We start from the raw sequence: 15,835 nt of genomic DNA, 5'->3' as shown, positions 1-15,835 counted from the left end.
TTCTTTTTGTTAATTAATTCTTACCTTTACCCCCTTAAAATAAGAAAAATGAGAATTTTTAAACGATTTATATTACCTGTAGTTCTGCCCATATTAGTGCTGATGGTTTTTTGGGCTTGTGAATCAGATGATTTGTGTGACCGTCCTGTGAATACGCCACGTTTAGTTGTTCGTTTTCACGATGTTAATGATGCTTCCAGCGTAAAACCTGTAAATAATATGATTGTTTATGGAAAGGACAGTAATCTGATTTTGACAAATGCCACAACCGATTCCATTGTTCTGCCTTTGAAAATAGAAGCTTTGAGTACGACTTTTGTTATGGTTAGCGATGCGGTTTACGATACGACGTCAAGCACTATTACTTCAGGAAATGTTGCTACGGTAACTTTTACTTATGGCGTTGAAGAAGAGTTTGTTAGCAAGGCTTGCGGGTTTAGGGTGGTTTATAACACACTCAAAGCTTCGGTGGAATCTTCTGATGATTCTTGGATAAAATCAGTTAATGTTAAAAATACAAATGTAAGAAATGAATCAAGTGCTCAAATACATCTTTATCATTAATTTCTTGTTTTTTCAATCTGTTTTATCTCAATCAGTTGCGGAAGAAAATAAGATTGAAACTCCTTCGTATAAACAGCGTTATGGATTGAGAGTGGGAATGGATATCAGCAAACCCATTCGGTCTTTTCTTGATAAGGATTATTCTGGAATTGAATTCGTGGGAGATTATCGTATCAACTATAAATATTACATTGGGGCAGAGCTCGGAATGGAGCAAAAAAACACCCAAGAGGATTATTTTTCATATAAAACAAAAGGTCAATTCATTCGTTTTGGGGTTGATTATAACACTTACGGGAATTGGTACGGAATGGAAAATATGATTTATGTGGGAGGAAGATATGGTTTCTCACTTTTTTCTCAAGAGCTTAATTCTTACACAATTCATAAAGATAATCAATACTGGACAGAAAATGTTGTTGGGAAAAATCCTGATTGGTTAAGGGTTTACGATGGGCGAACTGCACATTGGCTGGAGCTTGTTTTGGGAATGAAAGTTGAACTTTTGAAGAATTTTTTCGCAGGGGCGAGCGTTCGTTTAGGATTCTTGGTTGTGAATGCACAAGGTGATTTTCCAAATTATTGGATTCCAGGGTTTAATCGCGTTAGAGAAGGAAGCAGATTTGGAGCTACATATAATTACAGTTTGTCCTATTTAATTCCTTTGTACAGAAAAGAAAAGAAAAAGGAAGAGGTAGAAGATAGATAAAACTTATTCTTCAAGTTTTCAGAGGAGTATTCTAAATTTCTTTCCTAAAAACATCAAAAAATTGATTTAATTTTAATACATTTGCTGTTTCAAAAAATATATATATGATTAAGATTACACTACCAGACGGTTCAGTTAAAGAGTTTGCACAAGGAACAACACCTTACGAGGTTGCTTTGAGCATCAGTGAAGGGTTGGCAAGAAATGTATTATCAGCAAGTTATGACGGAAAAACCATTGAAACCACCACGCCTTTAACCACCGACGGAAGTCTAATTTTATACACGTGGAACGATATTGAAGGGAAGAAAATTTTCTGGCACTCGTCGGCTCACATTTTGGCTCAGGCTCTGGAAGAAACCTACCCCGATATTAAATTAACAATAGGTCCTGCCATTGATAACGGATTCTATTACGATGTTGATTTTGGAAAACATAGTTTTTCAGAGAAAGACATTCCTGAGATAGAGAAAAAAATGCTTGAAATTGCCAAAGGAAAACACTTGTTTTCAATGCGTTCGGTAAGCAAAAAGGAAGCGTTAGAATTTTACAAAGAAAATCCATACAAAACAGAACTTATTGAAAATCTGGAAGATGGTTCAATCACTTTCTGCGACCACAGCACGTTTACCGACCTTTGTCGTGGCGGACATTTGCCCAACACAGGCTTTGTCAAAGCCGTGAAAATCCTCAGCATTGCAGGGGCGTATTGGCGTGGCGATGAAAAAAACAAACAACTCACACGCGTTTACGGAATTTCTTTCCCGAAACAGAAAGATTTAACCGAATATTTGACTCTTTTGGAAGAAGCTAAAAAACGCGACCACAGGAAGTTAGGTAAGGAATTGGAGCTCTTTACTTTCTCAAATAAAGTGGGACAAGGGCTTCCACTTTGGCTTCCGAAAGGAGCGGCACTTCGCGAACGTTTGGAGCAATTCCTACGAAAAGCACAAAAACAAGCTGGTTATGAGCAAGTTGTATCGCCTCACATCGGGCATAAGGATTTGTACGTAACTTCGGGGCATTGGGAGAAATACGGAAAAGATAGCTTTCAGCCCATTGCAACGCCCAACGAAGGTGAGGAATATCTGTTGAAACCGATGAACTGCCCACACCATTGCGAAATTTACAATTCAAAACCTTGGAGTTACCGTGATTTGCCGAAACGTTTTGCCGAGTTTGGAACGGTGTATCGATACGAGCAAAGCGGTGAGCTTCACGGACTTACACGTGTTCGTTGCTTTACGCAAGACGATGCCCATATTTTCTGTACGCCCGAGCAGTTGGACGAGGAATTTAAAAACGTAATCGATTTGGTGCTTTACGTGTTCGGGTCGCTTGGTTTTGAGAATTTTACGGCACAAGTTTCGTTGCGAGACCCCGAAAACCCAGCTAAATATATCGGTTCGGACGAAAATTGGCAAAAAGCCGAACAGGCAATTATCAATGCCGCAAAAGAAAAAGGACTGAATTACGTGATAGAAACCGGAGAAGCAGCCTTTTACGGACCTAAATTGGATTTTATGGTAAAAGATGCTTTGGGCAGAAGTTGGCAACTCGGTACAATTCAGGTGGATTACAACCTGCCCGAGCGTTTCGATTTGTGGTACAAAGGTTCTGATAATGAATCGCATAGACCAGTAATGATTCATCGAGCTCCTTTCGGAAGTATGGAGCGTTTCGTAGCGATTTTATTGGAACACACCGCTGGAAATTTCCCACTTTGGTTAATGCCAAATCAGGCTATCATTCTTTCGTTGAGTGAAAAATATGAAAATTATGCTCAAAAAGTTTTGAAATTATTAGAAAATTTCGAAATTCGCACCCTGATTGACAATCGTAACGAAACCATCGGAAAGAAAATCCGCGAGGCAGAAACGCAAAAAATTCCGTTTATGCTGATTGTTGGCGAAAACGAAGAAAAAGAAGGAACGGTTTCTGTCAGAAAGCACGGAGGCGAGAGTTTAGGAAGCCTTCCAATTGCCGATTTTGCCAAAATTGTACAAGCAGAGATTGATAAAAGTATAAAGAAATTTAAGGAGTAGAAATTAGAAAAGTCAAAAAAGAAGATTCATATTTTTGGCTTTTGATTAATAAAAAGTTACTAATCAAAAAATAAATAGTTATTAATAAGAGAGTTAACACACAGGGTAGAGACGACAAACAACCTCACAGAATTAATAGAGATATTCGTGTTCCAGAGGTTCGTTTGGTAGGGGAGAATGTTGAAACAGGCATATATCCCACTCGTAAAGCATTGGAAATTGCAGAGGAACTTGAGTTGGATTTGGTTGAAATCTCGCCAAATGCAACGCCTCCTGTTTGTAAAGTGATTGATTATAAAAAATTCCTTTACGAGCAGAAAAAACGTGAGAAAGAAATTAAAGCAAAAGCTACTAAAGTGGTTATCAAGGAGATTCGTTTCGGACCTCAAACCGATGAGCACGATTATGAGTTTAAGAAAAAGCACGGCGAAAAATTTTTGAAAGAAGGCTCAAAAGTGAAAGCCTATGTGTTTTTCAAAGGAAGGTCTATCATCTATAAAGACCAAGGAGAAATTTTGTTGTTACGCTTAGCTACCGATTTGGAGGAGTTCGGCAAAGTGGAACAAATGCCAAAATTGGAAGGAAAAAGAATGACAATGTTCATTGCTCCCTTGCCTAAAAAGAAATAATTTGTATATTTGCACCCGCTTTTGCAGAGAAAGCAATTATAGAATAACGAAATAATATCAAAAAATTAGAAGCAAAATGCCAAAAATTAAAACTAAATCTGGGGCTAAGAAACGCTTTCAAGTTACAGGCTCAGGAAAAATTAAAAGAAAACACGCTTACAAAAGTCACATTTTGACAAAAAAATCGACAAAACGTAAGCTAAAATTAACACATACCACATTGGTTCACACCAATGATGAGGCGAGCATCAAACGTCAGTTAGGATTAAAATAATCGTAACGCTTTGTTGCAGGGGTATTTCAAAGCAGTAACGCTTTTAGCCCCAAAGGGAATTTAATAACCGTGGAGTGGGTTCAAAAAGCGTCAAAAACAGTAACAGACCACCTACTACAAAAATTTAAAAATTTATGCCAAGATCAGTAAACGCAGTAGCTCGTAGAGCTCGTAGAAAAAAAATAATGAAGCAAGCCAAAGGTTTCTTTGGTCGCAGAAAAAACGTTTGGACGGTAGCCAAGAATGCTGTTGAAAAAGCAATGCAGTACGCTTACAGAGACCGCCGTAATAAAAAGAGAACTTTCCGTGCACTTTGGATTGTGCGTATCAACGCGGGTGCAAGACTTCACGGATTGTCATACTCTCAGTTTATGGGCAAACTCAAAGCTAACAATATTGAACTTAACAGAAAAGTTTTGGCTGATTTAGCAATGAATCATCCAGAGGCTTTCAAAGCTATCGTTGAAAAAGTAAAATAAACGTTTAACAAAAGATATTATTTCGCTGAAAAAAATCCTGACAAACCGCTGTCGGGATTTTTTATTTTGGCAAAACGAATATATTTCTGTACCTTTGCTCCCCAAAATTCTGAATCGGAATGGCAAAAAAAAGAAAATATCAAGAGGAATGCGATTCCTACATTGGTGATGAGAACGAAATTATAGTTCCTTTTAGTGACGAAGTCGTTGAAGTTGCAGCCGAAGCACAATTGATTGATTTATCGGATGTTGAGGAAGTAAACCGCGTACTTTCCCGATTAGAAAAGACCGAACCGCTTTTTTTTGATTTGGCAAGTTTTGGCGAAGGCTCTACTTATTCTCAAAGTATCACACTTGCTTACTATATTAAAGTGCTTACCGAAGTTAGGAACTTTGACAAAGCCCTTTCCTTGGCGGAAATTGTGCTTCAAAACTTGGAATTAAGCCCTTGGAATCCCATTCCGATGGCACATAACCATATCGGAACTATTTTCTTTAAGAAAAAAGAATACGCCACGGCTATCACACATTATGATAGTGGATTAAAACCTTTTTTTGAACAAAACTGGGAGGCTGATTCAGAAGCAATGAACCTATATCTGTATAAAGCATTGTGTTTGCTATATTTAGGAAAGGAAAAGGAAGCTGTTGAATGTTTTCAATCAGCTGAAAAATATGATAAACCAGCTGAAAACCCAATGGAGGATTTTTCGAATAGTGTTTGGATTTATTTCTTCCTGAAAAAATATCACGAGAACAAAAACGACAACGTGGCTACTGAAAAATATCAGCAATTATTTGTTGCAAAACTAAAAAATAAAACTTTTGCACGTGTGAAATGGGAGCTGAACCATTTTCAAATCCCTGAAAAATACACAGATGAAGTTTTAAGCAATATAGAAAAATAAGATTTTGAAACTCCGAAAGGTACATAAAAGTTTCTTTACTTTCTGCTTGCTTTTCAGTATGTTGAAAGTAGCTTTTCCGATTGGTGAGTTCTTCCACGAACATCATTGCCATCATTCGGCGGAGGAAATGTGTGCCCACGCAACAGGGAAAGAATGCCATCACGAAGCACATTTTTCTCATTTCCATAAACATCATCACGATTGTATTTTTCATCAACTTCACACGTTTTTCATACAATCGTATTTCATTTATAACATACCTAATAAAGATATAGTTGTTGAGTTTTTCACAAGGAAAGACGAAACAACCAATATTGATGTTTATATTTCTACACGAGGACCTCCTTCTAAGATGATTTCGTAATAAATTGATAAATATTATGTCGTGATTTCGGCATAAATTTTCGTGCCTTTATGTGTACAATACATAGAGAGGTTACTTTATTATCCTTTTAAAAGAAATTAAATATGCGAAATATTTTTTGTCTTTTGATTTTCAGTGTGTATGGTTGCATTTACGGGCAGCAAACACTCCGACTGAAAATTGAAGATGAACAAAAACAACTGCTTGTTGGGGCAGTGATTCATTTTGCTGGGAAACACTACGTTTCAGATAGCCAAGGGAATGTCTCTGTTTCGAATTTAAAGAAGCAAACTTACTTACTTAAAGTCACTTATTTGGGATTTGAGGACTATCAAACGAAAATAGAAATCCCACAAGAGCAGCAGTTAGTAATTCAATTGAAAGAAAGTGTAAATCAATTGGACGAAACTGTCATTTATCAGCAAAGCAGAATGACATCTCGCAATAATGTTGCCTATGTTTTGGGAAAGAATGACTTACAAAAGAAATCGGGGGAGTCATTAGCGGAATTGCTTGCTTCGGTTCGGGGAGTGTCGATGATACAAAGCGGAGCCACTATCGCAAAACCGGTCATTCACGGGCTACATAGCAACCGAATTCTCATACTTAACAATGAAGTTCGGCAAGAAGGGCAACAATGGGGCTCAGATCACGCTCCTGAAATCGACCCTGCGATGGCAAATCGCATTGCTGTGGTGAAAGGTGCCGATGCTGTCCGCTATGGTTCCGATGCTTTGGGAGGAGTGGTGATTATTTCCCCAGACAAACTCCCTTATGGAGATGCTCTTCACGGAGAAGTTTCACCCTCTTTCGCATCTAACGGACGAAAAGCGGCAACTTCCGTAAAGCTCGAAACAGCTGTGCCAAACCTTCCGCAATGGGCGTGGAGAGTGCAGGCAAGTGCGAAACGTTCCGGCGATGTTCAGACAGCTGATTATCATCTGAATAATACGGCTCAGCAAGAAAAGAACTTTTCCGTTGCAACGGGCGTAGAAAAGGAGAAATGGGGCGTAGAGGCTTTTTATAGTCGGTACTACAATGAAACGGGAGTTTTCTACGGTTCGCATATTGGGAATTTAGATGACTTACTTGCCCGATTTGAAATCGGACGTCCGATAACAACATATCCCTTTTCCTATCAAATAGAGGCACCTAAGCAAGAGGTTACGCATCATCTGCTAAAGGTTAAGGGATTTGCGCGACTTCCTTTCGGAGGAAAGTTAACAGCTCAGTATGCTTTCCAAAACGATATCCGAAAAGAATTCAACGTTCGCCGATTGGAGAGAACTCGAATTCCGGCTTTGAATATGGAACTCTCAACTCATTTATTTGATGTTTCTTGGGAGAATCATTATGGCAGATGGAAGTCACAACTTGGCGTAAATAGCTCACATCAGGTCAATTATAATTCCCCTGGTACGGGAGTTGTGCCGGTGATTCCGAATTTTGCGTCTGTCGGTTACGGAGGTTTCGCCGTTCAGAAGTATGATGGAGGAGCGTGGGAGATAGAAGGCGGACTTCGTTACGATTATAAGTCGTTCAATGCCGATGGTTACGATGCTTTTTCGCAACGTTACGGCGGAAATCATTCGTTTCATAATGTAACGTACTCGGTTGGAGCAAACTATAATCCAAGTCGGCAATGGTCATTCACATCTAACGTTGGCGTTGCGTGGCGTTCGCCTCACGTGAGCGAATTGTATAGCAATGGGCTTCATCACGGGGCTGGAACGTACGACATCGGGGATGCAAATTTACAATCGGAGCGAGGGGCAAAATGGATTACGTCAGTGAGGTTCGAGCAGGAAAAATTCTTGATTAATGTGGATTTCTTTGCACAAATCATCAGGAATTATATTTACGATGCTCCGACCGGCGAGACCAAGACGCTTTTTTCGGGAGTATATCCGATTTTCCGTTATTCGCAAGCGGATGCTTTCTTCCGAGGGGTGGATTTAGAGGCAAGCTATCAGTTTCTTCCGCAATGGAAGTACGGGTTGCAGGGTTCGGTAGTGTATGCTAATGAGCTCAAAACGAAGCGATATTTCCCCTTTATTCCTTCGGAAAGAATCCAACAGGAGTTACATTGGGAATTGCCGAAGATAGGAATGCTTCACAATGTTTACCTTTCGGCGAGGCATAAGTTTGTTGCAAAACAATTGCGTTTCGACCCAAATCAGGAGTTGGTAGCCACGACGCCGAATGCGTATCATTTGTTCGATGTTGGGGGAGGTTTCCGCCTTCCGTTTGGGAAAACACAATCGATTGCGGTACATTTTTCCGTTGAGAATCTTTTTGATAGATTATATAAGGAATACACAAACCGTTTCCGATATTATGCTCACGACTTAGGGAGAAACGTGCAACTTCGATTGACATACAAGTTCTAAATGAAGAAAAGAATGAGTAATGTGGAGCGAACAATGAACAATGTAGAGTGAACAATGAGCAATGTAGAGTGAACAATGAGCAATGAAGAGTGAACAATGAGCAATGTTGGTCGAAATGTTTTTTATATCGGAAATAAAGTTTTCTATCTTGCGAAAGAGATTTCCTAAGTAGGGAAAACAATTTCCGATGTGAAGCAGACGATTTCTGATGTGAAGCAGACGGTTTCTGATGTGAAGCAAATGGTTTTCTGTATGAAGCAAGTTGTTTCTTTTAAAAGAAAAGATGATTTTAATGTAAAAAGGAATGTTTTTTAACTGAATAATGGTATTTCGGTAATAGAAACTTTCAAAACGAATTTAATAACAAATAAAAGTAAAATTAAATAATGAAAAACATAGTTAGATTTGGTTTTTTAATAACCATTTTAGTGGCTTTGATAGGTTGCTCTAAAGAACCTCCAGCACCTACTGATGAATCAATAGATAAGGGACACGAAAATCCAGATAGGGTAGAGTTTATCTTTACTAAAGTTATAAAGAATGGAGATGATTTTTCATTTACAGATGTTGTTCAAAAACGTATCTATCAGATGAATGGAGTCGCTGGAGTTCAACCACAAGGTGATGATATTGTATGGGAAGCTGGTACACATTACCATCTTGAAATTATATATTATAATAAGGCTGGTACACGTATGAATGGAGAGTTTGTAACTGCAGAAATGGCTCCGATACATCAGCATTTCTTTCTTTTGAAAGGAAAAAAGACTGAGCAGATGAATGCTATTGTAACTTACACTTACCGCGATACCAATCCTGAAAGCGGAATATTAGGTCAAAATGGAGTAACACTTCGTAAACGTAGTTGGGATAAAAACAATCCTGAAGCAATTGACCCGATAGGTCTGAAAGGTATTTTTTCAGTAAAGCAAGAAATTGGCAAGGTTGATTTGCAAGTTACCTTAGCTCACTTTTTGGGAGCAGAGCGTGGCTTCAACAAATTGAAAGACGGAGCTATTCAAAACTATAATGAACTGCCTTCAAGTAATTTTTTCTCGTCAGATGCTACAGTAATCATTCCAATAAATATCAATAAATAAAAATAATTAACAAAATAGAATAAAATATGAAACGTATAGTAAATAAAATAGTAGTTGCAGTAGGTTTAATTACCACTTTAGTAAGTTGTTCAAAAGATAATAATGAGGTGGTTACTCCTGATTTGAATCATCAAGAGCCCGAATTTCATAAGGTGGATTTCATTTTCACGGAAGGACATACTCACGGACTTTCATTTCACGGTGACCCCAAATATGAAGGAGTCAAATACTTGGTTAATCAGCAAAAAGTAACTTTTGAGTTTAAAGATAAAAAATGGGAGGCTTCAGGTGCAGATGTCATTCGTTGGAGACAGAGCTCTTATTATGGTTTAGAAATCGTTTATTATAATGAAAAAGGAGAGCGTATCAATAGCGAATATATTGAACACGCTAACTCACATCAGCATTTCTTTCAGTTTCAGGATGTAAAAACAATTAAAACAGGAGAGCTACCAGCTGATAATAACACAATAGCTTCTTATCTATACAGAGATACAAATCCTGAAAATAAGTATTATACCAAGGGCTCTGATGCACGTTTGTTAGATAATCCAGTAGGTTTGAAAGGATATTTTCACGTTAAACAGAATTATTTAACATTTAACTTAAAAGTTACATTAGCTCACTTCCTTTCAGGGAATAAGAAACAAGGTAAAAAGTATCTTGCTTATAATGAATTACCTTCACCAAATATTGCAGCAAGAGAGTTTGAAGTACAAATTCCAATTCGTATCTACAATGATCGTTTAGAAAAGGAGAGTGTTACATTACAAGATATGGCAGATGAGTTTAAAATAACTATTCAAGAAGCTGAAAAAGAGTTGGAAACAATAATTGAGGCAGATATAGACCCTGAGTCAAGTCAAGTTTGGATGTGATTTTTCAATTCGATTGGCTATAATAAAAAATCTATTCTAAGGAAATTCTTAGAATAGATTTTTTTTACTTTATACAATATTTCACTTCACATAATCAAAGCCAATATCGAAGCTGATGAAGATATTATATTGGAAGTTGACCCACACGGTGAAAGAGCAAGTCCTGTTTATATGTAATTCTTTAGATACTTGAACTTTATTTCGGGTAAACAATCAAAAATAAATTCCCTCAGAAAGTTTAAAAATACTTCTGGGGGAATTTTTTATTTCAGAAATTTGAAAATAAAAAAACTATCCTAAAGATTTCCTTGGGATAGTTTTTCTAAAATGATTAACCGATTAATGTTTATTTCACTTCATCAGGAAGTAAAATGAATTCAAATAATCTGTCTTCTTTAAGGTATTTGTTAGCAACTTTTTGAACTGATTTGATTGTCACTTTTTCCAACTCTTTCAAGACTTTATCCGGGTCTTCTACAGGTTTTTGTAGTTGATATCTATCCAAAATGTAACCTCCCCAGAAAGAATTTTCTTTTACGATAAGTTCCATTTGACGTTTTTGCTCAATTTTAAACTTATCCAAGTCCTCTTGTGTAGGTCCGTTCTTTTTGATTTTTTCAACTTCTTCCAAAGCAGACTTTATTAAAGATTGATATTTGTCAACAGCCGTTCCAAAAGCAATTTGAACTGTATATCTATCTTTCGGGAATTTGGAGTATGAAACATTTGCTCCTGTTCCGTACACTCCGCCTTCGTTTTCACGTAAACGCTCTAATAATCTGAAAGTTAGTACGCTTTCCAAAGCCTGCATATTGATGTTTTCCATATCATTGTATTTGTAGTCTCCGTTGTAAGAAAGAACTACAGATACTTTTTGCTCTTGACCTTTTTTGGTAGTGTGTTTGAATCCTTTTTTAGGTTCGTAAAGTCCTAAGTCTTTGCCTTTTTCCTTGCGTTTTAGATTAGGAAGAGCAGCCAAATAATTCTCTAAATAAGGTTTGATTTCATCTTCAGTGAATGAACCCGTAATCACAAAAGTAAAGTCCGAAGCATCAGCGAAACGCTCTTTGAAAATGCTTAAAGCACGGTTTTTGTCAATTTTTTTCAAGTTGGCTTCTGTGATAGGAGTACGGCGGATATTTCCGTTGTACAAACGTTTTAGCATATCTCTTCTGAAAACGAAATTAGGGTCATTTTCTTGGTTTGCCATAGATGAAATGCTTCGAGCGATGATGCTTTGGAAAATATCGTCATCAATTCGTGGCTCTGTAAAGAAACCGTAGATTAGCTCAAATGCCGTTTTAAGACCTTCTTTGTCGCTACGTCCGGAAACACCTTCGTTAAGTTCGCCTATGTAAGTACCAATTGATACGTTTTTGCCTGTCATATATTTTCTGAACTCAATAGAATTCAATTGACCTAATCCGCTGGCATTCACTAAAGTATTTGCGTGTGAAGCAGAGAAATAATCATTATCTCCGTACAATGAAGTTCCTCCTGGGCTGTATGAGCGAATCAATATTTGGTCATTTTTAAACGTTGTAGGCTTAAGAATTACTTTTACACCGTTGCTCAAAATCAATTCTTTAGCATTAACTTCTGTCAAATTTTTAGAAGAAACGATGCTTCCTTTTTGAGGCTGTTTTGTAAGTAAAGGCAAATCCGAAGTTTTGTCTTCATAAGCAGCGATATTTTCTGCTTCAACTTGAGAAATCCAGCTATTTACTTGACTTTCATTAGGTAATGAGTTTTTATCTTTTTCAGGAGCCATTATCAAAATATCACGATTGATATCAACGTAATATTGTTTTCCTAAAGCTTCTACTTCTTTCAGTGTAAGTGTAGGAAGTAATTTTTTAGTAAGCTGATAACTATCTTCGTTGCTCATAGCTGGCTCATCTTCAAGGTAGTAGTTAAGGTATCTATCTACATACTCTTCTGATTTTTTCTTGCTACGTTCAGTGTACGAAGTCTCGTTTGATTTTTGAATAATGGTAATTGCTCGGTCAAATTCTGTTTTTGTAAATCCGTGTTTTTGAACGCGTTCAAGCTCACGTACTAACGATTTGAAACCTCTTTCAAGTTCATTTGGTTTAGCTACCACTGTTGCTCCGTACATATCCAATCCGCCGAGGAAGCCACTGATGTTAGCATTCGCACTCAAGAAAGGAGCGTTAGCAGACTGAAGTATTTCGCCCAAACGAGCATTTAGCATTTGCCCGTAAACCGATCTCATAAGTAACTGACGATAATCTCCCACGGTTTTCGCTTTTGTTTCAGGGTGTTTTATCATAATCTGAGCTACTGTAGCTGTCATTTCAGGGTCAGTTACTGTCATAAACTGATTTTTGTTTAGCAAATCTACTTTGTAAACTTCTCTTTTCGGAGCGTTAGGCACGGTTTTCATATCAGAAAACAAGCGTTTAACTTCTTTTTCTATATGAGCTACATCGATATCACCTACTACAATAAGTGCTTGTAGGTCAGGTCTGTACCATTCTCTGTGGAATTTTCTTAGCTCTTCGTAAGGAGATTTTGTAACGACTTCCTCCGTTCCTATAGGAAGGCGATTCGCATAACGAGAACCATTGAAAAGCATTGGGAAATATTGGTCACGCATACGCTGAGAAGCTCCTCTTCCTCCTCGCATTTCTTCCATAATTACTCCTCTTTCTTTATCAATTTCTTCGGAAGTTAGCAAAGCTTCTTGAGCCCAGTCACGCATTACAAGTAATCCGTTTTTAAGTAATTCAGGGTCGTCAGAGGCAATTGGTAATTGATAAACCGTTTGGTCGAATCCGGTGTAAGCATTTAAATCTCCACCAAATCGAACTCCTGCTTTTTGTAAGTAATTAACTAATTCATTTTTAGGGAAATGCTTTAATCCGTTGAAGTTCATATGCTCCAAAAAGTGAGCCAATCCCAACTGAGATTCTGTTTCCAAGATGGAACCCACTTTAATAGCCAGATACATAGTAACTCTGTTCTTAGGTTCCACATTTTTACGAATAAAATACTGAAAACCATTGGATAAAGTGCCTGTTGTTACTTCATTATCAAAAGGTAAAGCCTTATCAAGGGATAAGGAATCTTTTGATATAACGGAAATTCCGCTATTTCTTTCCAAAGAGCTAGCTTCAACACTTTGGAAGAGCATTGTGCCTAAAAAAGCCAATGCTGCTGATTTTACAAACTTCTGCATACAATAAAATATTTAACTTAAATGTTTTGAGGCAAATGTAGGAATATAAAACAGATAATACAAATTTTAGACAGAGCTTTTTCAGAGGGTTTTTAAAATAAAAAAGTGTCTCTTTTTTGATAAGAGACACTCAGGTTTATGATTGAGAATTATTTTCTAAAATGAAAGCGTTAATCCTGCCAAATAATTGATTTCGGCTTGAGGGAAGTAAGCAGCTTTTCCGTCTTCGAAAGTTCCGTTAGCTACATATTTTGCATTCAAAATGTTGTTAGCGGTAACTGAAATCACTATTGATTTGCAGAATTTTAACGGATTCATTTCATAAGATAAATGCAAATTGTTAACGAAGTAAGATTTAAGTTTTGAGTTTTCTTCGTTGATATTGCTCATATATTGCTCTCCTACGTATTTGGTTAGTAAGGTTGCTCCAAAGCTTGGTATAGGCTTGAAAGTTAGTGAACTTCCTGCAACAAATTCAGGAGAGTACGAAAGTTTCGTATTTCCGATATTTACTGATTTTCCGTCTTTTATGGTGTGGAAATCAATGTTTTTATTTCTGCTGACAGATACATTTGGTTGCCAAATCCATTTGTCGGAAAGTAATAAAGTAGCATCTACTTCAAGTCCGGCTCTGTAGCTGTCTCCGCTGTTATCACGAATCGGATAACCTTTGTCATTCAAGCGACCGGTAAGCACCAATTGGTCTTTGTAAAGCATATAATACAAATTGGTGTTGATTTTCACTTTTGAAGTGTTATATCTCCATCCTAATTCAAAATCGTTCAATTTTTCAGGTCGAGGCACTCTTAGTGTTGTAGAAGGGTCTGTTTCTAATGCTTTTTTGTACTCTTTGTGTGCCGCTTTGTAATCGCTACGATTAGGTTCTTTGGTGGCTTTGGCATATGATAAGTAAAAATTATTATTTCCGTTTAAAGAAAAACTAACGCCTATTTTAGGATTGATGAAATTAAAAGCTTTGTCGGCTTTGTATTCATCGGCTTTGTAGTGAACATATCTGTATTGAATATCAGTAAATAAATCCCACTGAGGAGCAAATTTCCAAGTCATTTTAGCAAAAGCCGAACCATCTTTTTTGTATCCCCAACTTTCATCTACAATTTCTTGATAAGGTTTTGAAGCCTCTTCCGACCATACTCTTTCATCGAAATGCAACCCATCATATTTGTTGAATGCTCCTCCGAATATCAAATCAATGGTATTCTTTTTGAAGTTAGAAGAAAATGTAGCTCCGTAGAAATCGTTATCCAAAGCATAACGAGTGATTTGATGTTTGTCAAAATTTTCTCCGCCCCAAGTTTCGTACATTTCCCAGTAACCTTCGCCTTTTGTGTAATGAAGTGCCAGATTGGTTGTCCAATTCGTATTCCATTTTTCCACCCAATGCAATTGAGCGTGGTCTTGCTGATAGTTATCGGTTTCATTGTCGTAGAAACGAGTATTGCCATCAGCATCTTTATATTTTCCGGCAGGATTGTACTTTCTGTTCTTGTTCAAAGTAGCTTCGTCGATTCCCATCCAAGTAAGTTGCGTTTTTTCTTTTCCGCCGAAAACCAAACCTTTAATTAACGTATTTCCGTAAGAATAAGCTCCTTGCAAGAAATAGGATTTCAAGTCAGATGAAGCTCTGTCTCTGTATCCGTTAGAATTGATTTTTGAAAAACGGCCCGAAAGCTCAAAACGCTCATTGATTTTCCCAGTTGAGAGTTTCACCATATGCTTATGTGTGTTGTAACTTCCGTAGAAATTTGCAATTTCGGCATACGGATTTTCCGAAACGGCATCGGTAAGGACGTTCAAACTCGCCCCGAAAGCACCAGTCCCATTGGTTGATGTTCCTACCCCACGTTGAAGCTGAATGTTCTCGGCAGAAGAAGCAAAATCGGAAAGATTGTACCAGAAAGTCCCTTGCGATTCCGAGTCGTTGTACGGAATACCGTTGATAGTCACGTTAGTACGATAAAGGTCACTTCCGCGAACTGAAAGATAAGTTGCTCCGAAGCCTGTTCCGTCTTCCGAATATGAAACTACGTTAGGCAAATGCCCCAAAAGCATCGGGATTTGTTGTCCTTGATTGCGTTTTGCAATTTCTGATTTGGAAAGATTAGAGTAAGTTACCGGAAGGGTTTGTTTTGCCCTTACTGCCGAAACCAAAACTTCATCTAATTTGATGGTTTCTTGTAGTGTAGAATCTTTTTCCGATTCGATGTTTTGAGCATAAGCCGAACTTATAAGGCTCATCGCTCCCATAAAAAATAATTTTTTCATCAGTAAA

Annotated in this window: 13 protein-coding genes; 11 read left to right on the top strand and 2 right to left on the bottom strand. The window is 37.5% G+C overall.

Annotated elements, in window-relative coordinates; translation table 11 throughout:
- Positions 1 to 48 precede the first annotated feature (48 nt).
- From CGC58_RS03730 to CGC58_RS03680, 11 genes are all read left to right on the top strand, one after another.
- Positions 49 to 564, top strand: a complete 516-nt coding sequence (locus CGC58_RS03730) for a DUF6452 family protein (RefSeq protein ID WP_095895176.1) — start codon at positions 49 to 51, stop codon at positions 562 to 564.
- The gene (locus CGC58_RS03725; protein WP_095895175.1) at positions 530 to 1,273 is read left to right on the top strand and encodes a DUF6048 family protein; all 744 of its coding nucleotides are present in this window, start codon (positions 530 to 532) and stop codon (positions 1,271 to 1,273) included. The genes CGC58_RS03730 and CGC58_RS03725 overlap by 35 nt, the downstream gene beginning before the upstream one ends.
- A 104-nt stretch (positions 1,274 to 1,377) precedes the next feature.
- A complete protein-coding gene (gene thrS / locus CGC58_RS03720; protein WP_095895174.1) occupies positions 1,378 to 3,318 on the top strand; it encodes a threonine--tRNA ligase in 1,941 nt (646 codons plus the stop codon).
- A gap of 131 nt (positions 3,319 to 3,449) precedes the next feature.
- Positions 3,450 to 3,947, top strand: coding sequence for a translation initiation factor IF-3 (infC, locus tag CGC58_RS03715; protein ID WP_111970133.1), 498 nt, complete (start codon positions 3,450 to 3,452; stop codon positions 3,945 to 3,947).
- A 76-nt stretch (positions 3,948 to 4,023) separates the two neighbouring features.
- The gene (gene rpmI, locus CGC58_RS03710; protein ID WP_095895172.1) at positions 4,024 to 4,221 is read left to right on the top strand and encodes a 50S ribosomal protein L35; all 198 of its coding nucleotides are present in this window, start codon (positions 4,024 to 4,026) and stop codon (positions 4,219 to 4,221) included.
- Between the two features lie 134 nt (positions 4,222 to 4,355).
- A complete protein-coding gene (gene rplT / locus CGC58_RS03705) occupies positions 4,356 to 4,700 on the top strand; it encodes a 50S ribosomal protein L20 (protein ID WP_095895171.1) in 345 nt (114 codons plus the stop codon).
- A 119-nt stretch (positions 4,701 to 4,819) separates the two neighbouring features.
- The gene (locus CGC58_RS03700; protein WP_095895170.1) at positions 4,820 to 5,608 is read left to right on the top strand and encodes a tetratricopeptide repeat protein; all 789 of its coding nucleotides are present in this window, start codon (positions 4,820 to 4,822) and stop codon (positions 5,606 to 5,608) included.
- A 4-nt stretch (positions 5,609 to 5,612) separates the two neighbouring features.
- The gene (locus CGC58_RS03695) at positions 5,613 to 5,972 is read left to right on the top strand and encodes a hypothetical protein (protein WP_232748860.1); all 360 of its coding nucleotides are present in this window, start codon (positions 5,613 to 5,615) and stop codon (positions 5,970 to 5,972) included.
- Positions 5,973 to 6,076: 104 nt separating this feature from the next.
- Positions 6,077 to 8,362 (top strand): TonB-dependent receptor, encoded by a 2,286-nt coding sequence (locus tag CGC58_RS03690; protein WP_095895168.1) that lies wholly within the window; start codon positions 6,077 to 6,079, stop codon positions 8,360 to 8,362.
- Positions 8,363 to 8,748: 386 nt separating this feature from the next.
- The gene (locus CGC58_RS03685) at positions 8,749 to 9,462 is read left to right on the top strand and encodes a hypothetical protein (protein ID WP_095895167.1); all 714 of its coding nucleotides are present in this window, start codon (positions 8,749 to 8,751) and stop codon (positions 9,460 to 9,462) included.
- Between the two features lie 26 nt (positions 9,463 to 9,488).
- Positions 9,489 to 10,340, top strand: coding sequence for a hypothetical protein (locus CGC58_RS03680; RefSeq protein WP_095895166.1), 852 nt, complete (start codon positions 9,489 to 9,491; stop codon positions 10,338 to 10,340).
- 346 nt (positions 10,341 to 10,686) lie between these two features.
- On the opposite strand, the gene CGC58_RS03675 is transcribed toward CGC58_RS03680, so the two are convergent.
- Together CGC58_RS03675 and CGC58_RS03670 are read right to left on the bottom strand one after the other, a co-directional pair.
- Entirely contained in the window at positions 10,687 to 13,542 is a 2,856-nt protein-coding gene (locus CGC58_RS03675; RefSeq protein ID WP_095895165.1) for a M16 family metallopeptidase, read from the bottom strand.
- A gap of 156 nt (positions 13,543 to 13,698) precedes the next feature.
- Positions 13,699 to 15,828, bottom strand: a complete 2,130-nt coding sequence (locus tag CGC58_RS03670; protein ID WP_095895164.1) for a TonB-dependent receptor — start codon at positions 15,826 to 15,828, stop codon at positions 13,699 to 13,701.
- Positions 15,829 to 15,835: the final 7 nt, after the last annotated feature.

Origin of the sequence: Capnocytophaga stomatis (assembly GCF_002302635.1) — a bacterium.
Lineage (GTDB): Bacteria > Bacteroidota > Bacteroidia > Flavobacteriales > Flavobacteriaceae > Capnocytophaga > Capnocytophaga stomatis.
Note: the sequence above shows the minus strand (reverse complement) of the source record. Positions and strands in the feature narration are given on the sequence as shown.

Bases quoted from the DNA above. Each gene is read 5' to 3' on its own strand.
- CGC58_RS03730 (WP_095895176.1), top strand. From the start codon at position 49: ATGAGAATTTTTAAACGATTTATATTACCTGTAGTTCTGCCCATATTA.
- CGC58_RS03725 (WP_095895175.1), top strand. From the start codon at position 530: ATGAATCAAGTGCTCAAATACATCTTTATCATTAATTTCTTGTTTTTT.
- thrS (WP_095895174.1), top strand. From the start codon at position 1,378: ATGATTAAGATTACACTACCAGACGGTTCAGTTAAAGAGTTTGCACAA.
- rpmI (WP_095895172.1), top strand. From the start codon at position 4,024: ATGCCAAAAATTAAAACTAAATCTGGGGCTAAGAAACGCTTTCAAGTT.
- rplT (WP_095895171.1), top strand. From the start codon at position 4,356: ATGCCAAGATCAGTAAACGCAGTAGCTCGTAGAGCTCGTAGAAAAAAA.
- CGC58_RS03700 (WP_095895170.1), top strand. From the start codon at position 4,820: ATGGCAAAAAAAAGAAAATATCAAGAGGAATGCGATTCCTACATTGGT.
- CGC58_RS03690 (WP_095895168.1), top strand. From the start codon at position 6,077: ATGCGAAATATTTTTTGTCTTTTGATTTTCAGTGTGTATGGTTGCATT.
- CGC58_RS03685 (WP_095895167.1), top strand. From the start codon at position 8,749: ATGAAAAACATAGTTAGATTTGGTTTTTTAATAACCATTTTAGTGGCT.
- CGC58_RS03680 (WP_095895166.1), top strand. From the start codon at position 9,489: ATGAAACGTATAGTAAATAAAATAGTAGTTGCAGTAGGTTTAATTACC.
- CGC58_RS03675 (WP_095895165.1), bottom strand. From the start codon at position 13,542: ATGCAGAAGTTTGTAAAATCAGCAGCATTGGCTTTTTTAGGCACAATG.
- CGC58_RS03670 (WP_095895164.1), bottom strand. From the start codon at position 15,828: ATGAAAAAATTATTTTTTATGGGAGCGATGAGCCTTATAAGTTCGGCT.